33 protein-coding genes are annotated in these 25,275 nt (G+C 22.9%); 18 read left to right on the plus strand and 15 right to left on the minus strand.

Annotated elements, in window-relative coordinates:
- The first annotated feature begins 8 nt into the window (after positions 1–8).
- The 5 genes from cmk (at position 9) to AAHM78_RS04305 (ending at position 3,984) form a co-directional block, all read left to right on the plus strand.
- Positions 9–680: a (d)CMP kinase gene (gene cmk / locus AAHM78_RS04285; RefSeq protein ID WP_252320710.1), complete on the plus strand. Its 672-nt coding sequence runs from the start codon at positions 9–11 to the stop codon at positions 678–680.
- A 27-nt stretch (positions 681–707) separates the two neighbouring features.
- Positions 708–2,039: a ribosome biogenesis GTPase Der gene (der, locus tag AAHM78_RS04290; protein WP_342254474.1), complete on the plus strand. Its 1,332-nt coding sequence runs from the start codon at positions 708–710 to the stop codon at positions 2,037–2,039.
- A 100-nt stretch (positions 2,040–2,139) separates the two neighbouring features.
- On the plus strand, positions 2,140–2,436 hold the full coding sequence (locus AAHM78_RS04295) for a hypothetical protein (protein WP_342254475.1): 297 nt from the start codon (positions 2,140–2,142) through the stop codon (positions 2,434–2,436).
- 41 nt (positions 2,437–2,477) lie between these two features.
- On the plus strand, positions 2,478–3,113 hold the full coding sequence (locus AAHM78_RS04300; protein ID WP_342254476.1) for a PTS transporter subunit EIIC: 636 nt from the start codon (positions 2,478–2,480) through the stop codon (positions 3,111–3,113).
- Positions 3,114–3,162: 49 nt separating this feature from the next.
- Positions 3,163–3,984 (plus strand): IS1595 family transposase, encoded by an 822-nt coding sequence (locus tag AAHM78_RS04305; RefSeq protein ID WP_342254477.1) that lies wholly within the window; start codon positions 3,163–3,165, stop codon positions 3,982–3,984.
- Between the two features lie 54 nt (positions 3,985–4,038).
- Here the strand turns inward: AAHM78_RS04305 and AAHM78_RS04310 are convergent, their stop codons facing one another.
- Positions 4,039–4,428 (minus strand): transposase family protein, encoded by a 390-nt coding sequence (locus AAHM78_RS04310; protein WP_342255028.1) that lies wholly within the window; start codon positions 4,426–4,428, stop codon positions 4,039–4,041.
- 50 nt (positions 4,429–4,478) lie between these two features.
- Positions 4,479–4,871: a transposase family protein gene (locus AAHM78_RS04315; RefSeq protein ID WP_342252835.1), complete on the minus strand. Its 393-nt coding sequence runs from the start codon at positions 4,869–4,871 to the stop codon at positions 4,479–4,481.
- A gap of 135 nt (positions 4,872–5,006) precedes the next feature.
- Between AAHM78_RS04315 and AAHM78_RS16745 the strand changes: the two genes are divergently transcribed.
- The 12 genes from AAHM78_RS16745 (at position 5,007) to AAHM78_RS04375 (ending at position 10,669) form a co-directional block, all read left to right on the plus strand.
- The gene (locus AAHM78_RS16745; RefSeq protein ID WP_425289764.1) at positions 5,007–5,240 is read left to right on the plus strand and encodes a PTS transporter subunit EIIC; all 234 of its coding nucleotides are present in this window, start codon (positions 5,007–5,009) and stop codon (positions 5,238–5,240) included.
- 53 nt (positions 5,241–5,293) lie between these two features.
- Positions 5,294–5,737, plus strand: a complete 444-nt coding sequence (locus AAHM78_RS04325; protein WP_342255029.1) for a PTS transporter subunit EIIC — start codon at positions 5,294–5,296, stop codon at positions 5,735–5,737.
- A gap of 335 nt (positions 5,738–6,072) precedes the next feature.
- Positions 6,073–6,561, plus strand: coding sequence for a hypothetical protein (locus tag AAHM78_RS04330; RefSeq protein WP_342254479.1), 489 nt, complete (start codon positions 6,073–6,075; stop codon positions 6,559–6,561).
- A gap of 133 nt (positions 6,562–6,694) precedes the next feature.
- A complete protein-coding gene (locus tag AAHM78_RS04335) occupies positions 6,695–6,850 on the plus strand; it encodes a hypothetical protein (RefSeq protein ID WP_342254480.1) in 156 nt (51 codons plus the stop codon).
- A complete protein-coding gene (locus tag AAHM78_RS04340; RefSeq protein ID WP_342253104.1) occupies positions 6,840–7,022 on the plus strand; it encodes a hypothetical protein in 183 nt (60 codons plus the stop codon). The genes AAHM78_RS04335 and AAHM78_RS04340 overlap by 11 nt, the downstream gene beginning before the upstream one ends.
- Before the next feature lie 4 nt (positions 7,023–7,026).
- On the plus strand, positions 7,027–7,149 hold the full coding sequence (locus AAHM78_RS04345) for a hypothetical protein (RefSeq protein WP_342254481.1): 123 nt from the start codon (positions 7,027–7,029) through the stop codon (positions 7,147–7,149).
- Between the two features lie 2 nt (positions 7,150–7,151).
- Entirely contained in the window at positions 7,152–7,322 is a 171-nt protein-coding gene (locus AAHM78_RS04350) for a hypothetical protein (RefSeq protein WP_342254482.1), read from the plus strand.
- Between the two features lie 14 nt (positions 7,323–7,336).
- Positions 7,337–8,062 carry an ERF family protein gene (locus AAHM78_RS04355; RefSeq protein WP_342254483.1) on the plus strand — a complete coding sequence of 242 codons (726 nt, stop codon included), beginning with the start codon at positions 7,337–7,339 and terminating at the stop codon, positions 8,060–8,062.
- A 102-nt stretch (positions 8,063–8,164) separates the two neighbouring features.
- On the plus strand, positions 8,165–8,674 hold the full coding sequence (locus AAHM78_RS04360; RefSeq protein ID WP_342254484.1) for a hypothetical protein: 510 nt from the start codon (positions 8,165–8,167) through the stop codon (positions 8,672–8,674).
- Positions 8,674–8,802, plus strand: a complete 129-nt coding sequence (locus AAHM78_RS04365) for a hypothetical protein (RefSeq protein WP_342254485.1) — start codon at positions 8,674–8,676, stop codon at positions 8,800–8,802. Before AAHM78_RS04360 ends, AAHM78_RS04365 begins: the two co-directional genes overlap by 1 nt.
- On the plus strand, positions 8,802–8,993 hold the full coding sequence (locus AAHM78_RS04370) for a hypothetical protein (protein ID WP_342254486.1): 192 nt from the start codon (positions 8,802–8,804) through the stop codon (positions 8,991–8,993). The genes AAHM78_RS04365 and AAHM78_RS04370 overlap by 1 nt, the downstream gene beginning before the upstream one ends.
- A 119-nt stretch (positions 8,994–9,112) precedes the next feature.
- Positions 9,113–10,669 carry a hypothetical protein gene (locus AAHM78_RS04375; RefSeq protein WP_342254487.1) on the plus strand — a complete coding sequence of 519 codons (1,557 nt, stop codon included), beginning with the start codon at positions 9,113–9,115 and terminating at the stop codon, positions 10,667–10,669.
- A gap of 249 nt (positions 10,670–10,918) precedes the next feature.
- Here AAHM78_RS04375 and AAHM78_RS04380 read toward each other — a convergent pair whose 3' ends face one another.
- The 13 genes from AAHM78_RS04380 to AAHM78_RS04440 all read right to left on the minus strand — a co-directional run bounded on the left by AAHM78_RS04380 (position 10,919) and on the right by AAHM78_RS04440 (position 24,007).
- On the minus strand, positions 10,919–11,173 hold the full coding sequence (locus tag AAHM78_RS04380; RefSeq protein ID WP_342254488.1) for a hypothetical protein: 255 nt from the start codon (positions 11,171–11,173) through the stop codon (positions 10,919–10,921).
- A gap of 48 nt (positions 11,174–11,221) precedes the next feature.
- Positions 11,222–14,149, minus strand: coding sequence for a hypothetical protein (locus AAHM78_RS04385; protein WP_342254489.1), 2,928 nt, complete (start codon positions 14,147–14,149; stop codon positions 11,222–11,224).
- On the minus strand, positions 14,094–15,479 hold the full coding sequence (locus AAHM78_RS04390) for a hypothetical protein (RefSeq protein ID WP_342254490.1): 1,386 nt from the start codon (positions 15,477–15,479) through the stop codon (positions 14,094–14,096). The genes AAHM78_RS04385 and AAHM78_RS04390 overlap by 56 nt, the downstream gene beginning before the upstream one ends.
- A 1-nt stretch (position 15,480) precedes the next feature.
- Positions 15,481–17,001, minus strand: a complete 1,521-nt coding sequence (locus AAHM78_RS04395) for a hypothetical protein (RefSeq protein ID WP_342254491.1) — start codon at positions 16,999–17,001, stop codon at positions 15,481–15,483.
- Positions 17,002–17,005: 4 nt separating this feature from the next.
- Positions 17,006–18,772 carry a hypothetical protein gene (locus AAHM78_RS04400; RefSeq protein ID WP_342254492.1) on the minus strand — a complete coding sequence of 589 codons (1,767 nt, stop codon included), beginning with the start codon at positions 18,770–18,772 and terminating at the stop codon, positions 17,006–17,008.
- 43 nt (positions 18,773–18,815) lie between these two features.
- Positions 18,816–19,157, minus strand: coding sequence for a hypothetical protein (locus AAHM78_RS04405; RefSeq protein WP_342254493.1), 342 nt, complete (start codon positions 19,155–19,157; stop codon positions 18,816–18,818).
- Positions 19,158–19,160: 3 nt separating this feature from the next.
- Complete coding sequence (locus AAHM78_RS04410; protein WP_342254494.1) at positions 19,161–19,679, minus strand: hypothetical protein; 519 nt, start codon at positions 19,677–19,679, stop codon at positions 19,161–19,163.
- Positions 19,680–20,591 (minus strand): hypothetical protein, encoded by a 912-nt coding sequence (locus AAHM78_RS04415; RefSeq protein ID WP_342254495.1) that lies wholly within the window; start codon positions 20,589–20,591, stop codon positions 19,680–19,682.
- Complete coding sequence (locus AAHM78_RS04420; RefSeq protein WP_342254496.1) at positions 20,591–21,385, minus strand: hypothetical protein; 795 nt, start codon at positions 21,383–21,385, stop codon at positions 20,591–20,593. Before AAHM78_RS04420 ends, AAHM78_RS04415 begins: the two co-directional genes overlap by 1 nt.
- Positions 21,354–21,638: a hypothetical protein gene (locus tag AAHM78_RS04425; RefSeq protein ID WP_339041056.1), complete on the minus strand. Its 285-nt coding sequence runs from the start codon at positions 21,636–21,638 to the stop codon at positions 21,354–21,356. Before AAHM78_RS04425 ends, AAHM78_RS04420 begins: the two co-directional genes overlap by 32 nt.
- 2 nt (positions 21,639–21,640) lie before the next feature.
- Positions 21,641–22,975, minus strand: a complete 1,335-nt coding sequence (locus tag AAHM78_RS04430) for a hypothetical protein (protein ID WP_342254497.1) — start codon at positions 22,973–22,975, stop codon at positions 21,641–21,643.
- Positions 22,976–23,003: 28 nt separating this feature from the next.
- A complete protein-coding gene (locus AAHM78_RS04435) occupies positions 23,004–23,519 on the minus strand; it encodes a hypothetical protein (RefSeq protein ID WP_342254498.1) in 516 nt (171 codons plus the stop codon).
- Positions 23,520–23,623: 104 nt separating this feature from the next.
- Positions 23,624–24,007 (minus strand): hypothetical protein, encoded by a 384-nt coding sequence (locus AAHM78_RS04440; protein ID WP_342254499.1) that lies wholly within the window; start codon positions 24,005–24,007, stop codon positions 23,624–23,626.
- A 121-nt stretch (positions 24,008–24,128) separates the two neighbouring features.
- Here AAHM78_RS04440 and AAHM78_RS04445 point away from each other — a divergent pair, with 121 nt between their 5' ends.
- A complete protein-coding gene (locus tag AAHM78_RS04445; protein WP_342254500.1) occupies positions 24,129–25,271 on the plus strand; it encodes an Mbov_0401 family ICE element transposase-like protein in 1,143 nt (380 codons plus the stop codon).
- Positions 25,272–25,275: the final 4 nt, after the last annotated feature.

Genomic DNA, 25,275 nt, shown 5'->3' on the forward strand with positions numbered 1-25,275 from the left:
GAAAAACAATGTACCCAAAGATTAATATTGCAATAGATGGTCCAGCAGCTAGTGGTAAATCAGCAGCTGCATATTTGCTTTCTAAAAAAATTGATTATCAATTTATGGATACAGGAATTATGTATCGTAGCTTTACTAATTATTGTTTAAAAAATAAAATTGCTTTTGAAAGTGAAGATTTAATACTTGCGGCATTACAACTTTTTGATATAAGATGAGTTAATGGTCATTTTTTATTTAATGATCAACCACCAACAGAAGAAATTTATGATAAAAATGTTACTAGTAAAGTACCAATAATTGCTTCGTTATCTGAAGTTAGAAAAGTTATGGTTGCTAGAATTCAAGAAATGGTTAGAAGTCAAGGCTTTATTGTCGTTGGCAGAGATATTAGTAGTGTTGTTTTACCTGATGCTCAATTAAAGATTTTTTTAACTTCTAGTTTACACGCTCGTAGTGAAAGAAGATATAAACAGTATATTAAAGAGGGTATTAATATTACACAAGAACAAGTATATAACGATATGGTAATTCGTGATAATGTTGATAAAACTCGTAGCACTGGTCAACTAGTAATTGTTGAAGATGCAGTTATTTTAGATAATAGTGATTATAATTTACAAACGACCGTTGATAAATTAAAAGTTTTATATGATAATTACTTTAGTCATAAAAAATAATATTTTAAATATAAGGATTTGAATAAAATGAATAAGTTACCAAAAGTAGTAATTGTAGGACGCCCTAATGTTGGTAAATCTTCAATTTTTAATCGTATATTACAAAAAAAAGTAGCAATAATTGAAGATATGCCTGGAGCAACTAGAGATCGAATTTATGGCATTGGTGAATGATTAACACAAAATTTTGTGATTATTGATACGGGTGGTATTACTAAAAAGATTACTAATTTTACTCAACAAATCAATCAACAAGTTAATATTGCTTTAGCTGAGGCTGATATTGTTTTATTTGTTTGTTCTTATCAAGAAGGTTTAACTCACGAAGATGAAGATATTGCCAAATTATTATACAGAACTAAGAAACCGGTTATTATTATTGCAAATAAATATGATAATGTTCAAAACGATAATGATAAAATTTATGATTATTTAAAAGTTGGCTTTGGCGAACCAATTTTAGTATCTGCTAGTCATGGTGTTGGTTTTGGTGATTTATTAGATATGATAATTACTAAGTTACCAAAAGAGGTTCATACAGAAAAGAAAGAACATATTAATTTAGCAATTATTGGTCGTCCCAATGTTGGTAAATCAAGTTTAGTTAATACTATTCTTCAAGAGAATAGAGTTATTGTTTCACCAATAGCAGGAACAACAACTGATGCTATTGATAGTAATTTTGTTTATAATAAAAAACAATATTGTGTTATTGATACTGCTGGAATTCGTAGAAAAGGAAAAATTACTGAAGATTTAGAAAAATATAGTTTAATTAGAACTACTAATGCTATTGAACGTAGTGATATTGTTTTGTTTTTATTAGATGGTAGTGTTGAAATTCAAGAACAAGATTTAACAATAGCAGGAATGGCAAAAACTTTAGATAAGCCAGTTATTATTATTGTTAATAAATGAGATTTAGTTAAAAAAAATGAAAAAACAATGCAAGAGTTTACTAAAAAAATAAAAGAAAAATTTAAATACCTTGAGTATTCTTTTGTTGTATATTTATCTGCTTTAGAAAATACTAGAATTCATACTTTATTTGCTACTATTAATGAAGTATTAGTTAATATGAATTTAAGAATTAAAACAAGTATTCTTAATGAAATAATTAATAAAGCTCAATTAATTAATGAGCCGCCCTACTTTAAAGGTGGTAGATTAAAGATATATTACACAACACAGGTTGAAAAAAATCCGCCTACTTTTATCTTAATGGTCAATGATCAACAACGATGTCATTTTTCTTATGAACGTTTTTTAATTAATCAAATTCGTGAACGATTTGGTTTTCAGGGTGTACCAATTAAATTAAGATTTAGAATGCGTAAGTCATTGTATAATAAACAATAAAAAAGTGTAAAATTTTGTGATTATATTTATTTAAGAAAAATTTATTGTATAATAATATTTATTAAGATAAAAAACTAATGATTAGAAAGTGTAAATGATTATGCTAAATTTTTTAACATTAGAGTCGCACAATAAAAGTTTATCAACATCGGCAATGTGAATAATGTTTATCATTGGTTTGATTTGTATTGGTATTATTTTTCTTGTGTTTTTTTTATTTAAAAGAAAATTACGTAAAGAAAGGAGCCTGATTAATGAGCAATTTTTATTTAAACCAAAAAAAGTTACATATCAAGTTTTTCATTTTTGAAATAAAGCTCTTTATATATTTTTAATGTTTTGTGCAACGGTTGGTGCCATTGTGCTATTATCAGTTTCAATAAGTTCAATGTTTTAATTTTGAAAAATTAAGAAAAAGTTTTAGGAAGGGGTTAAAATATGGGTTTAGTTTTCTGAAAAAAACATAAAGAGAAAAATCAAACAAAAAATAGTAATATTGAATTAAAAACCTCAAAAGAAAAAAGTCCTTGAAATAATGTTTTAAAATTTTTACAAGACTTAGGTAAAGCATTACAATTTCCAATTGCAGTATTACCATTCACTGCTATTTTAAACAGATTTGGAGCATTAGGGCTTACATTTACTACTACAACTGATGCTGGTGTTATGCACGTTACTAATGAAGTGGGTTATTGAATTTCATATATTATTCAACAACCAGGAAAAATAGTATTTGATAATTTACCATTATTATTTGCTTTAGGTTTAGCATTTGGTTTAGATAAAGATCATCGTGGTGAAGCTGCATTATTTGGAGCAGTATTTTATTTGGCAATATCTGCAATGACGTCAATTGAACATTCATTACCAGAAATGTTATATAAAAATGTTTTAACTTTTACATCAAGTAAAGGTGAAAAATTTTCGTCATTATTTTATGTAGAAGAATTTGGAACAGATGGTAAAACTATTATCGGTAGTATTTATGTATTAAACATTGGTGTTTTTGGTGGAATTGTAGCGGGGTGTTTATCTGCAGTTTTATATAATAGACTTGGTGCAAAACTAAGGTAATTCAAAATTATATACGGACTTCTCCCCACATGTACTTGTGGAGGAAACAATGAAATTGAATGAGTTCAACAATATATTTCAAACAGAAAAAGATTGTTTGAAATATATAGCAAGTTTGAAGGAAAACAAATGTATGAGGTGTTCTTGAACCAATTTGAATACTTCTGATTTAAGAAGAATAAGATGTTTGAAATGTCATCAAACATTTAGTATTCTTCATGACACCATTTTTTACAAGTCACAAACACCTTTGACATCTTGGTTTTATCTCATCTTTAGATGAATAAACACCAAACATGGAATTCCATCAACTGATGTTGCAAAAGAATTGGGAGTAACTTTGAAAACTGCTTGAAGAATGGGTCATAAAATCCGAAGTGCAATTGCAAAACAAGAACCTCAATTCATTGTTGAGGGCATAGTGCAAATGGATGAAATGTATCTTTCACATATGGGTTTTAAAAAACAAGGAAGATCCTTAAAAAATAAAACTTTGATTGTTGGGATTTATGAAAAAACAACCAATAATTTAATTGTGAAAGTGTTGAAAAATGCAAATCAAAAAAATCTTTTGCAATTTGCAAGAAACCACATTTCTTCAAAGTGTGATGTACATACTGATTATTGAAAAGGATATCGCCATTTTAAATCAGTTTTCACTAAGCATGAAACAGTTAACCATCAAGATGGCTATGTTTCAAAAACTGGTATAAACATAAACCAGATTGAATCGGCATGAAAGCACATCAGACGAACATTTAAAACACATATCAAAGTTGAAAAACATCATGTTCATTTATACGCAAAAGAATCGGCATATAAATTCAACAATATACCTAGTTTTGAAACTGTAATGTTATGTTTGATTTAAAAATGTGGGGAGAAGTCCGTAGATAGGCTTTTCTCAGCATTTATGTGATAAAATTTAAAAATAGTACATAAAGGGAGAAAAGCCATTATATATTCCTGCTATTAAATTAAATCTTAATGCAAATCTTCGTATTTTATTGCGATATTTTAAACTTAAAATTTTAAAACGTTTTAGTTTAGCAAATACGTGTTCAATTTTAATTCTAATTTTACTTAAAGTTTTATTGTATTCTTTTTGAATTGGTGTTAATTGATTGTATTTACTTTTTTTAAATGGCAAAAATTTATTTTTATGAATATTTTGTATACCTTGATAACCCGAATCAACAAAAACTTGTTTTTCTGGATGAATAAAAGTTTTAGATTTTAGAAGCAATTTAAAATCATGAATGCTTCCAAAACAAAAAGCATTTGAAATAATTTTTCCATTGGAAATATCAATAATTATTTGGGATTTGAGAGAATGATGTTTCTTTTTACCTGAAAAAAGTAATTTTAGTTTTTTTTAATTCTTTCAATTGGAGTTTCAGTAGCATCAATAGCTAACAAATTATTATTAGTACCTTTATTTTTTGTTAAATCTTTTTTTCCAGGTAAATTAAAAATTCCGCTTTTTATTAAAATATTTTCAATTCAAAAAATATTACGAATGCAACTAGTATGACTAATATTATATCTTTTTGCAATAACTCTATAACTACTATAGTCTTTTCAATATTCTAAAGTCATTAATAAACGCTCTTCAATTACAATTTTATTTTTTCTACCACCATAATATTTTTGTTTAGACTCAGCAATTTTTAAAATTTCAAGCATTTTATAAAATGTTTGTGGCTTTATGCCGACTAAACTATAAAATTCTTGATCATCTTTATATTTTTTCAACATAATAACTATCACCTTTAATATTAATAATAATCGTTAAATTGTTAAAATTAAAGGTTTTGCACCAAGTCTAATAAATATAAAGAAATTAAACTTCCTCAAGCATTATCATTCTTTGGTGGTAGAAGATTTGCACCAATGGTGGCTTTAGCAATAACTATTCCCACTGCTTTGGCATTTGCTATTGTTTGACCATGAATTCAATTAGTATTAATGAAATTTGGTCAATTAGTTGCTAATCCAAATAATCCAGCAGTTGCTATTCCGGGAACAGTAGTTTTTGGAATATTAAATCGTTTATTATTACCTTTTGGATTACATCAAATCTTAAATACTTTTTTTGATTTCAATTACCAATTAATGGTCAGATAATATCTCCAATTACAGGTGCTGCATCTGGAACAACGGAATGAGTAAACGGAGACATTAATGCTTTTACTAGAGGTATTGAAGGATCTGGATTTTTTCAATCAGGTTTCTTTCCTATTATGATGGGTGGTATTCCCGCTGCTGCCTTAGCTATGATTATGGCAGCTAAAAAAGAAAATAGAAAAATGGTATCAGGATTTTTAGGGGGAGTTGCTTTAGTTTCTTTTATTAGCGGAATCACTGAACCAATTGAATTTTCATTTGTATTTATTGCTCCATTATTATTAGTAATTCATGCCTTATTAACAGGGATATTTATTGCAATAACGACAGCATTACATATTCAAGTTGGTTTTGGTTTTAGTGCTGGAATTATTGACTATTGCATTTCTTTTGCTCAATCATGAGGATTTGCTAATCATGCTACAGGTGCTTATCATATTACTTCAAATCCACTATGAGTATTATTATTAATTGGGGCGTATAAAGTTAATGGTTAGATTTAAAAAGAAGTTAAATGAGAGATAATACTCTCATTTTTTAATTGTTGAACAATTATAATTAATTATTTTATTAAACCAGCACTTTATTAAAGTAATTAATTATTACATAACTAAATAAAAAATTATGTAGGCTATTGTGCTGGAATTAACCAATAGTAATTTTTCTGTTGCTCTTTGAAAATTTCAGAAATTTGGGTTCCCTTCCCCTAGAACCCCTACCCTCCAAGGCTTTGCTACTTACAGTAGCATAAGCCTTACGTATATAAGTAGTTAGTAGTAATAAGCCTTTTATCACTGTAGGTGATAAGGCTTATACATAGAAAGGATACGTAATGATTAATGTTAATTTAGATATTAAAAATAAAATTAAAGAAACAACTAAAGGTATGTTATTAGAAATTGGTGAATATGAAACATGATTTCCTATTAAAGATACTATTATTGATACAAAAAATAAAAAAATAGCATTAAAAATAATTGAAGATTTTTATTATAAATTAGGGAAAAAATCAATAACAAAAGATATTGAAAGTGTTAAAGGTAGTGATATTTTAAAATATATTAAAAATATTGCAGATATTACTACAAATGAAAATGAATTAATATCTTGTGAATTTTATGAAGAATATAATGGTTATTATATTTTTAAAAATGATAAAAATCAAGAATGTTTTAAATATAACATTACATGAGAACAAGATATGAAAAGTTTTAAAATAAATAATCCATATAATGATAATGATTTAGCAATAAATTATATTGTTACACCAATGAAAGATATAAATACTCATAATGAAAAAATATTTTATTTAAAGTATTAAAGGAAATTAATATGTTATTAAATATTGAAAAAATAGAATTAATTAAAAATTTATGTAATGAAAAATTACTTAAAAATAAAAAATATATAGAAATACAAGAAATATTAAAAATTATAGAAAGAGAGAATTAATTATGTTGAATTTAAAAGAAGATAAAAGAATATATATAAAATATGAAGAAGAAAAAATATTTGGTTCATGTGATATTTGTCATAAAAATTCATCATATGGAAATAGAACTTGTAATAAATGTTTTTATAAATTAATAGGTGAAAAAAATGAAATGTAATATTCATAATGAAAAATATATTTGAATTAGTGACATAGATAATAGTTATTATTGTAATAAATGTATTGATGAAATGATTGAAGAAGATATGTATTTAACATCAAATAATTGAGATTACTTATATGAATATTATATTAATGAATTACAATTAGAAAATTTTAAAGGAGTGTAATAATATGCAAAATAAAGGTTTTCAAGATATCAAAAATGATTTACAAATATTTTTTCAAGATATTGAAAATGGTAAATATGGTGAAAGAATTAAAAAATTATTTATGAAAGAAGAAAGTAGTGAATAAATATGGTAGCAGCACCTAAAAAGAAACCAGAAGATTTAATGATAAAACAAATTATTGTTCATTTAAGATTTACTGAAAAAGATTATGAAAAATTAAAAGAAATTTGTGAAGAAAGAAATATGAAAATTAATGGTTTTATAAGAAATTTAATTAAAAAAGCAATAAATAAATAGAAAGAGTGATTATAATGAATAATTTATATAAAAAAATACTTAAATTACAATTAGAAATTGGTAGTACACCTAAAAATGGTTTTAATAAATTTGGAAATTATAAATATTGATTATTAAGTGATATTTTTAATAAATTTAAATTATTATGTAAAGAATTAAATATTGTGATTACACATGAAGATATATTAACAACTGATAGAAAAATAAATTATTTAGATACCAAAGAAGTAGAAATAACTTATTTTAAAAGATATACAATTATTGATTTAGATAATGATAAAGAAAGTAAATATTTTGATATACTTGCTTGTGCTAAAAATACAGATATAGCAAAAGCAAAAGGTAGTGCAGAAACTTATGCTTATAGATATTTTTTAATGAATTTACTTTTATTAAGTGAAGATGAACTTGACCCAGATAATGATAATGTTAATTTAATTCAAAATAATAAGCAACAAAATAATTATATTAATAATAATGTAAAAATACAAAATGAAAAATGAGAACCAACTGAAAAACAATTAGATTATTTTGAAAAATATATGATTACAAATACAGTTTTATTTGATGAATGTATAAGAGAAGATATGGAAAGATTAAATCCAAGTAATAATAAAGATTTTTTAATATTAATGGGTGAAAATTATTTAAAAATTTTATTTGATAAATTTAAAGAGATTCGTGAAAGATTTAAAAATTTAAAAAATAATAATAAAAATGAGTATAGAAATTATGAATAAATGTAAGTATTGTAATAAAAGAATTTGATTAACTAATTATTGATGTATGAATTGTTTAGAAATATTAGTTATGAATTTAAATAAAAATAAGGAGAAAAAATAATGACTAATTATTTACTTTCAATTGACCCAAGTATTAAAAATACTGGATTTACTTTATGAGAAAAAGAAAATATAAGTGATAATTTTATAATAAAATGAAAACCAATATTTATTAAAAGTTATAAATTAAAAGAATATAATGGTAAAAGACAATTTTATTGAGATATAAAAGTTAATGATAATGAATTGGATTTAATTATTGAACGTGGTACTTTTCATTCAAAAAATGGTATTGGTTATGAAACACAAGAACATTTAAGAGGGTTTATTGCAGGAACATTTAATAAATTATTAACAAAAGATATGTTAATAAGTCCTTCTTCATGAAAGAAATGATATATAGATAATAATATTACTAATATTTCTTTAAAAAATTGAAATAAAAAAATAAGTGAAGAAATATGTTTTTATTTAAATGAAAAATATGAATGAAATATAACTATATCAAATCATGATGAAGCAGATAGTTTATTAATTGGTTGATATTATTTAAATAAGGAAAATAAATAATGAAAATAGAATTTGAAATGGATATTTTTACAAAAAATGCAATTATTGAATCATCAGAAAATTTAAAAAAATTAAAACAATTAAATATATCAATTAATTTATGTACTTGTAAAAAGGAAGTAAAATAATGCAAAAACAAAAACAAGAAAAAGTATTATTAAAATGTATTGTTAAAGATTGTAATAATAAAGTATTAGTTACTTTAAAAACTTTAAATATAGAAGATAGTATTATTCAATTTTTTAATATGTGTTATTTTCATAAAGAACAATTTAATAATAAATTAAAAGAAATAAAAGAATATTATAAAAAAGTTTAAACAAGTATAAATAAAATAATGGTGTACAATGAACTCATAAAACTTAATATAAGTTTTTGCTCATTACTTTATTTTAAAGTAAATGGGTTTTTATGTTTAAAATAAAGAGGTATAAAATTATGAAGTATTTTAATCCAAGTTATTGATTTAAATTATGAGTATTATCTGCACCATTATTTAATGATAAAACACAAGGTATTAATGCTAAGTCAATTGATAATAAAAAGATTAAAGATTGAGTTAGTAAAAATACTACTAATATATCATTTTTAGAAAATCAAGAACTAACTTTAGCAAACAATCAAACATCTTTATTAAATTTACCATTATGAAATAGCAATTTAAATATACATAATCAACATCATAAACACCGTCATCAAAAAAGTAGAAATAAAAGAGACTTTTACGAAAAAGAGAAGATTGAATTTTTTAATAATAACTTTTTTTATAAATTTAATGTTAATTATGATAGTGGAGAAAAAAGTCATAGTTCAGGTGGTGGTTTTCAAAGTAATGTCGGCAGTGATATTAAAGTTTTAACAGATGATTGAACTAAGTATGCAAAAAATTGAAATGAATTTCAACAAAAATTTCCGGAAGTAGAGTTCATTAATTTTAAAGCAGAAATGTTATTGCATGGAAAAAATTTAATTGAACGAAATTTAAAAATGTCAACTAATTTAATAAAAGAATTTAGAAAAGAAGATATTCATGATAGCAAATGAAATAAATGTATTTCATGAATTAGTTCAGCAAATACAAATAATGGAGATTATAGTTCTAGTGATAAATATAAAGTTGTTAAACATATATTTAAAGAACATTATACTACTGGAAGTGGTAATGGTTTATTTGGATCTGGAGGTGGTGTAGAACTTGCAATAAGACTATACCGTGAAAATAATAAAATAATGATTCAAAATTGTTATTATGTAGGTTCATCATCATTTACAAGTCCTTGAGTAAAATTAAAATATGATTCAATTCGTCTTGTGGGTGAAATTGACGTAAATACTTTATTTTCACTAACAGTTGAGAAAGCACAACAATTTGATATTTGAGCTTCTAGTCAAGAAAGAGAATTAAAGGGGAAAAAAGAAGATCCTAATTATAATAAAACTCATTTACTTAATGAAGAAAATTCCTTTAAAGAAAATTTTAAATTATGACTGTTACAAATAAGACATGATTATATTCAAGATTTAATAAATATAAATCAAAATAATGAAATAATAAATCTTAAATCAGAAATAGATGATATAAAATCAAGATTAGATAAATTAGAAAAACCAAAAACATGTTTAGATAATATTTGTGATTCATTTAAAAAAAATACACTTTCAAATGCTCCTAGTGATACTTGAAATAGCATAAAAGAGAATAGTGAGTCTCCTTTAAAAGTTATTATTAAAAAGTCAGGAAAAGCTTTTGCTACTGGATTACTTACAGGTGTTGCTAAAGGTTCAGCACTTGGTATACTTAGTTGTGTTTCTGATTCTCTTTTATCTTCAAGAAAAAAAAGAGAAATATTTGATATAAATAATTTAGAAGAAAAAAATGATTTAAAAAACATAACTAAATGAACTGATGAATTTACAAATTCTATAAATAATGAACAACATTTACCAATACTTAATAATACAAATTTTGTTAAAAGTAATATAACAACTTTATAATTAAAATTTAAAATACAAAAAAAGTTACCTTATTGGTAACTTTTTAATTAGGTGCCAACCTAATCATATACAGTGAGAATTATTATACTTACTTAATCGGTAAGTTCAGTACATTATAACATTAATATTTATATTTTATCAAATTTTTTTTCATAACAACTTCCACTACAATGATATAAATAAAAAGAACTGTCAATATCAATAATGTTTATAGTAAATTCATTATTACAAATAATGTAATTTTTCTTTTTAATCATTTTTTTCTTGTTTATCTAAAAATTTATCCAATTTATCATATAATGTTTTTTTTTCCTTATACCTTAAATTTGAAATAATACAACAACCAAAAATTAGTCCAAAAATATTTAATGCAATAAAAAGTAACAAAACTCCAAAAGTATTATTTTCATTGCATAATTTTGTGCCTTTATTAATTAAATATCCAAAAACTAATACTCCAATTATAATTGATATTGCTATTAAAGAAATAATACTTCTTGACATAATAACTCCTTTGTCTTTTTAAATAATTTTATTTAAATTATATCAATATTATCTATTATTCAATATTATTTTATAAATATTTACTTTTAATGATTTGATTGTAATATAAGCATAACCATGTTGAACTGGTACAGTATCAATAATAATTCTGTTTTCAATTTTTCCAAATGTTGCTTGTAAATAAAAATTTCATTTTAATTTATCATTAACTATTGATAAACCCATTGATTTTTTGTTATTAAATTCAATATTTCAATCATGAAATGCTCCGTTATCTTTTATAGTAAATTCGTAACTATTTAAAATGTAATCACTGTCAGTAAGCCCATACATATATGATGTTCCAGTTCTACTTTTTATATATTCATAATCACTATTTGCATGTTTTCAATGAAAAAGATGATTTCCATCACGTGGTGGTATATTTCTTAAAATTAAATCTTTTAAATTAATAGTTATACTTGTATTTTCATTTTTAGATGGTTTAAAACTTTCTGTACCTGACAAATTAGTTGTTATCTCTGTTGTAGAAACATTTTTTATTTCTTTTTCTGTTTCAATATTATAATCATAATATATAGTTATACTCTTATAATAACGTTGTAAATCATTAAAACTATAAATTAATAAAGTTGGGTCTAATAATGATTTCAAATCAATTTCATAATTAACTTGTTTATTCTGATTAGCAAGTCATCAATTTTCAGTATTATCTTTTACTGGTATTGAACTTGTATCTGTTAAATCTATATCGTTTGCTGTCATATCAATTTTTAAATCTGGATTAATAATTATTGATTTTGCTATATTTTGAGGACTTGGTGGTAATATTTTTGCTGGATAACTAAATGTTGTTTCTTCTGTTTCTGAATGCTCATCATGATTTAATTTATATAAAGTTGTTCAATTAAAAGCATTACCAGTTAAAGCACCCATATTATTATATCTAAATTGAGCAACAGATATTTCATTATAATCTCCTTGATAAGTAAAAGGATTATCACTATAAAATGTATGTCTTTCTTCACCTTGATGTAAACTTTGTGTAACAATTGTATCAATAATATAAGCATAATTTGAACCATCAATTACACCATTACTTGTAGGATTTCATTGACAATCTTTATCTTCATTTGTAAATGGTGAAGCAATATCTAAAAACTCAGTATCTTCTGCTAAAATATATACTTTATTATTTTTCTTTTGTGATAAATCAACAGTACTTATTTGTTCTTTTTCAGTTAATTTCTGTCCAGAAGTAGGGTCTCATGGATAAACACTTACTCTATCACTTAATTTCATAGTCATAGCAGTTGTTGAAACATTTGCTCCTAATAATTTACCAATAGTAAAATCATTATCATTTGTAAATGCATTTAAAGGAATTAATCCACCATTACCAATAATACTTTCTAAATTACTTGTAAAAAATGCTGACATAAAACCATTAAAATATAACATTTTTTTATATTGTTGAGCATTTTGAGTAATAACTCAACTACTTCAAATACCTAATGTTAAAGCATTTAATAATTTACCAATTAAAGGAATATCACTTAAAGCAAAAGGTAATCATTGATTTGAATCATAAGGCATTTGTATTAAAGGACTAAATACAACTGAATTAAAATTTAATATTGCTGACATATATTTTTGACTTATTTTTGAATAATCAACCGTTGGACTTCCTATAATTAAATGAGTATCTGGGTCTTTATATTTAAAATTACTTGACATATCAACATTATAATTACCCGTTAAATTATTTATATTTCATTCACTATCTCAAAAGAATTTTGCTTCTCCTACTGATGTACCATTACTTAATCTTGCTTTATCTTTATCAAAAGAAAGCATACCTTTAAAATCTTTTGTTACAAATAAATTATCTTGAAAATTTAATGAAGTTTTTAATCATTCTTTAAAATCTTTAAAATTACTAAATCCAGTTGGTTTTGCATCCATAATATTATAAAATGTAGTTTCTGGATGACTACTTGTTGTTATTTTATCATTTATACCAGCAATTAAACCACCATTATTTTTAATATCAGTTGTAGATTTTTCATTATTACCAGCAATAAATAATCTTCTTGAAGCAAATACTTTACTTTCAAATATTTCTTGATTATTTTGTTGTATTGGTTCTTGACCTTGAATTATTGGTCTTCCATAATAATAACAACTTGTTAATAATTCTAATCCATAACTTTGTCTATGAGAATATCTTACTCCTATATCACGCATTAAAGTACGATTTAAGGTTACTTTTCCTTGTTGAATAGTAGGAAAAGCATAACCACTACCCGGGCTTGCATATTGTACAAAATCAAGTGTATTTTGACCACTACTAATTACTCTATCGTTTAAACTACTAAAAGTTAATACTTGCATACTAAATGCACCATTATAAGGACTATAATAATTTGTTACATTTGAAATATATAATAATTGTCTATCTTGATTTTTACCACTATTACCACCAATATTTTCATTTTCATCATTAAATACAACAAAAAATTGTAAATAATCATCAATTGTAATATGTTCTTCAAACATTACTAAAGTATATTGTCTTTTAGTTTGTACTGTGTTAAATATTTGATTATTTGGTAAATTACTAAAATCAACACCACTTGTATCATCAATTAAATAAGCATTTCAATAATCACCAATTTTATATTCTTTTGTATAAAATTCATCTTGACCACTAGGTTTATGAGTTATAGGGTCAATTTTACCTTTATTTTTTTGATATATTTTTGTACTATTTTTTCAAATACATACAACTGGAGTAGTACCAGTTAATATTAATTCATATTGACCAAAATCACTTATTTTACTATTAATTGGTTTATAACCAGTTTCAGTTAAAGGAATTGCTCCATTATTAATAACAAATGGAAATATTTTTCAATAACTACATCTCTTTATTAATTGTTGAGTTTGCTTTAATGCTAGATGTGCTTGTTTCATTAATTGAATTCTTACTGCGTTGTTCATTATCGTTTGTATTATCTCCTAAATGTTTATTTAAAAATTTACTTTCTTCAATAATATGTTCTAATTTTTGTTTTGCCATTAATGTATCAATATTTTCATATAAACTAATTGCTTCAATTACTGATAATGTACCATTATTTAATCTACTATTAATTAATTCATCTTGTACTAATTGGTCAACCATAGCAATTGGTATAAATTCAAAACTATAAGGTCTTTCATCCTTACCATTTCAATATACTTGACCATTTTCATTTTTAGAAGAAGTTACTAACATATCAAACATTCTATATAAATAAGTTGAATAATGTGTTATTTTTACTTCTGTTGTTTGCATATCAAATTTATTATTCATTAATGTTTTAGTTTTATTTTCATAATTAATACCATTAAATTCATCATAATCATAACCAGCACCATTAAATATTTGTTTTGCTGTACCATTATAATCAAGTCAATATTCACCAAATTTTGGATTACCTTGTACAATATCAACTCCACCATTACCACCTTTTACATAATTTGCAGTAGTAATATTTAAAAATGCATCTTTAATAATTGATTGAAAATCATCACTTAAATTTAAAGCTTTAAATTTTTCATTATCAATAATTCCATAAAATCTAGTTAAATTTAATATTCTTTCTTTTCTTTTTTGTTTAATAATATGTTGTAAATCTCATATTAAATTTCATACTGGTGCACAATCTGGATATGCATTCATTTGTGTACTATTACCATAAAAATGAATTTGTGGTAAATTTGTAATTTCAACAATTGGTAAATAACCAAATGGATTTTTTAATTCATATTTTTCTTTTAATTGACTTTCTGGTTTAATTTTTGATTTTGTACTACCTAATAAAATTTCTCTATTACCATTAAATATTTCAACTTTTACTTTTGAATTTTCTATTGTTACTCATGTTAAACTACCATTATCACTTTGTTCATTCATAAAAAATAATTCTGCTGATTGTTCTTGTTCATTAAATTTAGCAACACGTGACATAAAACTTGGACTTGGTAAAGTTAAACTTAATTCACCATTTTTAGTTAACATTCATATTAAAAAACATTTACCTAATAATGAATTTTGAATACCAAATTGATATAATTTTTCATTTCATTTATCTTTATCTTTTAATTTATTTAAAAAATTTAATAATTCTTTATTTTCACTTTTAAATAATAAACCTTTACCTAATCATAACATTGTACTTTTATTTGCAATAATTCTAGGTATATCTAATTCTCAAGTATCTTCATGTATACTAAAATATTCTGTTGGACTATAATTCATATTATCACTCCTTATTATTAATAAAACTATATTGTTTACCAAATTCAAATTTAGTTTTATTAATTAATAATTCATTATTTATTTGTTCAATTAATCATTTCATATCATTCATTAATGCATAACAATCACTATCTCAAGTATCATCATATAAATCTAACATTTTAGGTTCATTATTTGAATTTTCTATTTTAGATTTAGATAATCATTGAATTAAACTATATTGTCTTTTAGTTTCTGGACAATTATTTCAATCATAACTTAATATATTTTTAATTAATCCAGTAGTAGTAAAATCGATTCTATCTTTTAAATACATTACTGATTTATCTACTGGTTCAAAATTTAATCAATTCATATTTCTTTTATTTTTTTCTACATTTAAAATATCAATAAATGCTTGACCACCATTACCATAATCAACATAACAAGTAAAACCTTTAAACATAGCAAAATATTTTTGTGCTTCAATTAAATAATAATCAATAATACTATTTGCTAATTCATAAGTATTTTTAAAATGCATTGCTGGTTGACCATTAATATTAGCATTACTATGATAAAATTCACTTACTTTATGTGCTCTTCTTCTATTATGATTTTCACCAATAAATCATAATGAAGCAGCAGTTGGATGACCACTACTACTTGTTGCCATACCTATATCTAAACCACCAGTTATTTTAGAAACTTGAAAATCTAATTCAGTATTTACTTTATCTAAATATCTTGCAAATATAGCACCTTGTAAAACACTAGGTACACCATAATATCAACTTTGTGCTTTAATAGGGTCTAATACTTTTAATTCTTCTAAATCATTAATTTTATCTTGTTTTAAATTATGTTCATTTAATTTTCAATTTGAATAATGAAATAATTTAAACATTTGATTTTCTTCTATTGATTTTATTTGTTCATTATTAAATTTCATAATTTCTAAATTAAAAGGTACACGTTTATTCATATAAGTAATAAAATATTGATAAATATTATCTGGATTACAACTTCTAATTTTAATAGTTTTTTTAGCATTACCTAATGCAAATGTAATTGCTTGAAATTCTGCTTGACTAAATTCATTTGCTTCTTCACATCATTCAATTGCTAAATCAAAACCTTTTATTTCACTACGAGAAAGCCCTTTAAGTGGTATTCTATCATTACTATTACTATATACACCCATAACTCTAATAAATGATTTACTACCTTTAAAACGAAAATCTGCTTGTTTATTTGGATATTTTAAAGTAAAATCTTTATAATCAAAACCAATATTAATTAATGCTTCATCAATTTCTTTTGTTAATTCATTAATATCTTTATTTAATTTTCTAAAACAATATATAGCAATTGATTTATTAACTTTAATTGAAATTGCTATTAATATTGCTAATTCTTCTGCAATACTATATGTTTTACTTGAATAACGACTTCCACTTAAATTATATTCACTATGAGTAAAATCACTTTTATTTAATAATCAATAACTAATTTCATGTAAATAAGTAAATTCTTTATTCATAATATTATTCCTGTAATTCTTCTAATTTTAAAAGTTGACCATATCTTGTAGGGTCACTAACAACAGAAATTGTATCATTTTGCATTTGTAAAGAAACCATTAATCTATCATTAACTTTATCTCAATCTAAAGTTTGAACATCAGTATTTAACTCACCATATAAAAATTCTTTACAAATAAAAGCAAATTTTTTATTACTTAATTGACTTTCAAAATTATAATAAATTTTATATTTAGTATTTGATTTAAAAGTATATTTAATATGATTTATATTAACTTTTGTTCCTACTTCTTTTCATTGTTGATTATTTGGACTTGGTGTTGGATTTTCTTTTAATTCAATATTAAAAATATCTTTTTCTAATAATTTTATATTTAAAGTTTTAGAAATAATATTTAAAGGTAAAATATTAACTTTAATAGTATTTTGTAATTCTTCTAACGAAAATATATTTCCATATTTTTCATTACCACCTTCTATAATTAATTTAAAATTATTTGCATTTACTACAACTAAATATAAATTTGCTTCAATTCCATCAATTTCTCCTTGTGTAAGAAAAAATTTATCACCAGCCTTACCACCCAAATATTTACCAGTTTTAAATTCTACTATAATTCTTGTATTTACTTGATTAAATGGTGGTTTTTCTCAAGTTATAAGTACCCTATAAAGTTTATCAAATCAAAGTTTAAAATTACTATACTCACGATTATTTATACTTTCACCTATTATTTTTCAATTTTCTTTATCTTGTTTTTTATCAATATTAGTTTTATTTTCATTAATAGCACCGGCAATAGTTTTATCAGTAGTTTCTAAATTAGGGATTTCTTGACCAACAGCATTTAATTGAAATGCTACTGGAAACATTGCTTTTGTATCTTCTAATTTTTTATCTACTTCTTCTTTTTTATAATAATCTGATAAATCTGCACTTCCGCCAGTAGCACTAATAACATTATTTTCAATTTTAATATTTTCACCAGCAATTAATTTATCTTGTTTTTGTTGTATTAAATTATCAACATATACTTTAGTTGTAGCATCACTTAAAAATGTAGGGGTACCAACATCAATAATTCTTTTTCCATTAACATCAATACCTTTAAAATCTTTTGGAAAAATAAAATTAGGATTTTCCTTATTCACTTCTCATAATGAATTATCAATATTTGTTTTAATGCCCCTAGTATCAATATCAACTACTGAACCCATAATATTTTTTGGATGAGTAATAGTAATTTTAGTCCTATCATCACTACTTTTAATATTAGTAAATGGTACATAAATTTCTCATGGATTTTGTTCACCACCATTACCCATAAATTTTTTAAATCAATTTTGTTTAGGTGAAACATCAAGATTAAAACCTTGCATAGTTGGATATTCATTTATTTCTTTTAAATAATTAAATACTTGTGGAACAATATAATAAGGATCTTCTGGATTATTTTGTGAATAAGTAATGCCACCTTGACCAATACTTGCTTGACCACGTGCATATTCAACACCTTTACCTAATAAAAAATTAACATAATGAGTAGTTGCCGTTTGAATATTATCAGTAAATTTAGTTGAATTTATTTCTGGTCATTTTTTTGAAATAGTAAAACCACTTAAAAAATCAATATTACTACTTGCAATTTCTATTGCATATCTAATTTCACTATCTGGTGTTGTAACTTCATCAAATAATGATTTATTAAAACCTTTTCAATTTTTAAATTCTTCAATTGTTATAAACATTAATGGGTCTTTAATAGCCATAATAATTTACTCCTTAATGTAAAATAAAGGGTATTTAAACCCTTTAAATTTTAAATTTAGTTACTTTTTTCTTATCTTTTTCAGATAATTCTTTCTTTTTAGATTTTTGTGCTATTATAAAATTATCTATTTGTTCTTGTTCTACATTAAAACTATCAAGTAATTTAGCAGTTGATGTAGTTTCTAATTGTAATTGAGAATTTATTTGTTTAATATTTGCTTTAATAAATTCTAATTCTTTATTATTTTTTAATTCTTTTGCTAAATTTGATTGTTTTGATTTTTTAATAAATTTTGATAAAAATAATAAAACAATAGTAACAATTACTCCACTAGCAACTGCTCCACTTAATACTGCTGATATTACTGTTGTAGATAAATTCATTTTTTATTCCTCCAATTGTATTTTATTTGAATGTTGTTTACATAAATGACATTCTTTTTTATGTTTTCTAATTTCTTTATATTGATATATTAAATAAGGACTTGTAATAATAATTGGTATTGTTATCAATGCATATTTAATTAATTTTCCATAATTACCTAATTTAGTTATAATATTTAATCCAATATGACCAAACATAGGAAATAACGTTAATATTAAATGGTCAGGTCAAGTAAAATTATATTGATTAGTATAATTACCTATTCCCATTGATATTGGTATTTTAGGTATTAATCAAGGTGTTATTGTAAAAAATAATGTTATAAACATACCAATAATATGACTAGTTATTTTTAAAATATTTGATATTAAAATTTTAATTTTATCAATATGAGTACTATTTTTATTAAATCAAATTTTATTTAATCTTTTATATTCTTTATTATCTTTTGATATTGGATTAATAGTATTTCATATACCAATTGGTTTAATTGGCTTATCTAATTCAATAATAATTATCACCTACTTTCATGTTTTATAAAAATTAGAATTTCTTTTAATTTTTATATATTTATTTGTATGTAAAGAATTTTTTAATAATTGTTTTCTTTCATATATTCATTGATTACTTCCTATTTCATTTTTAGATAAAGTTTTATATTCTTTTAATTTAAAAAAACCTTTTTCTAATCTATTAATAAAATGCATAGTTTTTTGTACATTAATATTATTAGGATAAATTACACTAGTATCTTGTGAACCATAATATTTACCTTTTTTTGCTAATTCACTTTTAACATATTTTCTTAATTGACTTGGTAATCATTTTCTATTTCAAAATTTTCAAAATATAGTTCCAGCACCAGAACCATTTTTACCTTTTGCTTGTGTCATTAATATTCATATTTCTTGTGGAAATGTTGGATAAGTATAAGGACCATATCATATTTGTCTTTTATCATTATCACTTTGAAATAATGTTGTTAAAGTTCCAATTTTTAAATTTTTATTATCAACAATAAATCTACCTTTTTTAAATCATGAACTTGATAATACTTCTCATGCATTTTCTGGTATTTCTTCTTCATTTTCTTTAAATAAATTATTAAATTTATTTACATAATTTTTAACAGTTCTAATTTCTGTTGGTATAATAGAATTTTTAAAACCATTTATTGGATTTTTAAATTTATTAATTTCATTTTGTAATATAGATAATTCACTTGGTTTTAATATACTTGTTAATTTTTTAAGTATATTTGGATTAAAAACACTATATGGTTGATGTATTTCTTTTTCACTAATATTTTCACTATCAAATACTGCTTTTAATGATTGATTTTTATAATAAGTTTTTAAAACATTTATTAATGCTAATTTAATATCATTACTTGCTAATGCATAATATATTCATTCAATAATTAAAGGTAACATTATAAACTCATATGATTATAATCTCAATTTAATGAAGCATTATCATGATTTAATGGTACTTCGCTCATATTATCACTACCATATTGACTTGATGTTTCACTATTAATAGTAAATCTATTATCATTAATTAATCTTGCAGTTTCATTATTAAATGGTGTTTCTTGCATTTCTTGAATATGATTTGTAGTTTCCATAGGTAGTAAATTATGGATTATTTCACTTGCACCAGCAATTATGGTAGGTACTGCATAAGCATTCATAAAATCATTATTTATACCCATTGCTACACCACTTGATATTAAACATCCACCAGTAGCCATATTACAAATCTTTCTTATTGCTTCAAATTTATTAGGTATTAACTCAGTTAAACCACTAATAAGATTTGAAATACCATAAGCATTTAAACTAATAAATGTATCTCAATCCATTAAATTATTAGTATTATTTTTCATTAATAATAAATCATCTGGAAATGGATTAGGATTTGGATTAATTGAATTAGTAGTAAATTTAGCATAATTTGCTAAACCAATTGTTCCTAAACCTAATAATATTTTTTTACTACTATTAATTAATTTAGTTTTAGTATTTGGTCTTTGATTTAAATTTCATATATCTAAACCTAATTTTTTACCAAATAATAAACTATTAATTGAACCTAATAGTGAATTGTTCATTACTTGACCATAATAAGCACTTGTACCTATCATTGCTGATAATGGACTAATTGAAGAACGAATTATCTTTAATAAAGTATAATTATTTGATTGTACAATGGTGTCATTTGGCATTTTTATTAACTCCTTCTACATTAGTTTGTTTTTCTATTTTAATTATTACTTTACCTTCACAATGTATATTATCTCCAACACATATTGCATAACTATCATGTACATCACTTACTATAAAATAATCATTTCTTAATTTAGGATATTCATCTAATAAAATTGCTCTAATATCATTACTTGTAGTTAAATCTTCTGGCTTTGGTGAATAAATAGTAATATGTGCTTTTTCATCAAAATATTTATAAATATATTCCATAATTATTTTTTAGAAAATTTTAATTCTATTTCTTCAATATAATCTTTATCATTACCAGTCATAGTAGCACTTGTTGATGTAATATTACTAAATGTTGCTTTACCTTTTTCATAACCACGATTACCAGCATTTATTATTGCAGTTTCTAATTCATCATTAGTAGGAGTTATTCCTGTCATAGTTATTTTTCCTAAATTTTTAAAATAAATTAAATCATTTAAACTAATTCTAAAATCATCAAAATCAGCAATTTTAAATGTTACTGGTGATTTTTGTCTTTCTGCTGGAGTTAATTTAATTCAATTAGTTCAACAACGTTTTTGTGCTTCTTTAATTTCATCAGCTGTTGGCATTTTTTCCATAATAATAAATGATAATCAACCACGAATTGCTGTTGTTATACCATAAAGTGCTTTACCTAATGTTTTTTGATTTAATGTATTATTATCAATTAAATTAACAATTTTTTGAAAACTATTAGGTTGTGCAAATGCATTTCTATGTACAAAAACTCCTAATACTTTTTTTAAATCAAATGTTTTTTCTAAATGTAAACCAGTTTTAGTATCTTTAACCATATCTTTATTTAAAAACATATGTTTATATAAAAACATACCAAATACTGATTGTTTATATAATTGACCACTTGCTACAGTATCTGCTGCAATTTGACCATAATTTAATCTTAAATATGCTTTTGTTAATTGTAACATTGGAGTAAATCCTAATGCACCAATAAAATCACTTACATTTGTACCAATTTCAGTTTCAGTTATATTTCCTAATAATTCATTCATTTTATCTCCAATTTGATAAAATGCTGTTTTTGCTGTATCTTCTGTCATTTCTAACATATTAATAGGAATTACTTGAGATTTAGCAATACAATAATCTTTAATACCTTGTAAAAAAATACATTCTTGTATAAATAAATAATTTCTTAATGCACTTTCTGCTCATATTGATAACATATTTGCTTTTAAAGAAATTGGACTTGACATAAATCTATTCATATCAAAATCTTCAGTTCTTCAATCAATAACTAATATTTGGTCTAAAATAACACTAGTTGTTCTTAATGTTGTTCATTGTTTATCTGTACCAGTCATAACATCATATTTTGAACCTCAACGTAAACGTTCAGCAATACGATAATATGCTTCTACTGCTCCAGGTATTTCACTTATTTGTTCTGCAACTGCACTTGCTTTTAAAAACATCATACTTTCATCATTATAAAGTATACCTTTTACTTGTGCTTCCATAGCAGTTAACATTGCTTTATTTCCATTATTACCACCAGTAATTAAACCAGTTGGAACTTGTGGAATAGCCATAATATCTCTCCTTTTGAGAAATATTTAATTATTTACTAAATAAAAATTCTAAAAATTTAATCATTTCTTGTTTAGTTTTTGCACCAACAACTTCTGTATTTTTTAATAATTCTTCATTTTTAGATGTAATATTATTATCTAATTCAAAAAGTGTTTTTGGATTAAAAAACTCTTGTTTAGATTCTTCATTTTTAATAATTTCTTGTTTTTTAATTTCTTTATTATGTAAATTATTATTAAATATTTCTGCATAATCTTCTTTTATTTTATTTAAAGCAGAATGTTTATCAAGTTCTTTATATTCAGTATTAATTAATGATTTAACTATTTTTAATTGTTTATCATTAAAACCATTAAATAATTCTTTTTCTTGATATTCATTAACTTTATTTTCATATTCTTTTAATTTATTTTGATACTCATTTAATTTAGGTTCTAATTCAGTTTTAGTATTTTTATAAACAAAATTTCGGTGTTGTTCTAATAAATTTTCTAATTCTTCATTAGTATAATTTTTATTTTTATCTCAGTTAAAGTTTTCCATATTTAACTCCTAAACTCACAGAATGGCTACTGTTTCCTTAATATTAATTATATCATTTTTTCCCTTTAAAATAAAGAAAAAAAACCTATATTTATTATAGGTTTCTAATCATTATTTTCTATTTTTCTTGGTTCACAAATATTAATAATTATATTACTATTATTTGCTTCTATATCTTGATTATCTATTAAATCATCAAACATATCTTTATGATTTGTTCTTAAATAAGCTCATTCATATTGAGGTACTTGTGTAACATTTTTTAATCTTGCAATTCCAATTTTAAGACATGCTTTATCATATTCTTTAATAAAAGCTTTTTGTCATTTTGTCGACCTTCTTCGGCAATCAAATATATATTTATTATCTACATTTAAAATATAATTTAATTCTTGTTTAGTACATTTTTTTAAATTATCTTTATTTTCTCTTAAATATTCTTGTATTTTTAATTTATAATTTCCTAATTCTTTTCTTTGTTTTGGCATATTATCACCTTATTTTAAAACATATATATTTAATTATATCATTTTACAGTTATCATATTTCCAAACTTTTTTTCTAAAATTACTATAATCAAAATCATAAATTAAGAAAGGAAATAATATTATGAATTTTCTTAGTAATGAACTTAATTATGATGAACTTGATAATGAAATTAAAAATAATGGTTTAAATTATTTAACAAATCTATTAAAAGCATATGATGATTTTTGATATCAAAATATATATGATAAAACTAAATATAAATATGTTAAAACTGCTCCAAGAAGTCCAAATACTCAATATGGCAAAATAAATTATTTTTATCGCAGATGTTATTTAATATTAGAAAATAATGAATATTATTATCCTTTAGATAATTATATAAAAATTAAAAAAAGAAAAAGAACACTTACTAGTTTAGAACATACAATAATAAGAAATTCAGGTAATGGTAAAAGACAAAGTGATGTACAAGATACTATAAAAAATAGTAATTTTTCAAAAACATATATTACTAATGTAATGAAAAATGCAGTAATAGGTATTGAAGAAATAAAAGAAAAAAAAGTAGTTTTACCAACTGAAAAATTATTTGTAAATATGGATGATTGTTTTATAAGTTCTTTATTTGATAATAAAAAACAAAAAAATCGTATTCGTACAATTAGTGCAAATAAAGGTAAAGATTTAGAAAAATCTACTAAAAGTAGAAATGTTTTAAAAGATAAAAAAATTACTTATATGAAAACTAAAAATGGTCAAAGAATTAAAAGACAAGAATTAATTGATAAAATTTATGAATTTCTTGATTTACAATTTATTTATAATAAAAGTAGTTTAGTATTTATTGGTGATGGTGCACCTTGAATTAAAACTACTGCTAAAAAAGAAAATATTCCTTATGTAATTGATAGACATCATGCATTTAAAGCATTGAAAAAAGGATTTATTTTTAATAGAAAAGTAGATAATAAAAAATTAACAAATGCATATGATTTATTTGTTAATGGTGAATATTATTCATTATTAGATTTTTTAAAAGAAAATAATGTAAATGAAGAAATATATAAATATTTTAAAAATAATAAAGAAGGTGTTATAAATCAAAAAGAAAATTGAAATCAAGGAGTTTGTGCTGAAAGTGATGTATCACATTTAGTTAAATCTTTAAAAGGTTATGGTGCTAAAATTTATAATGATAAAGTTCTTGATAATATGCTTATTATTAATTCAGCAAGAATTAATAAATTAAATCTTTTACTTTAATATT

It is taken from the genome of Spiroplasma endosymbiont of Zeiraphera isertana, assembly GCF_964030805.1.
Classification (GTDB): Bacteria; Bacillota_I; Bacilli_A; order Mycoplasmatales; family VBWQ01; genus Spiroplasma_E.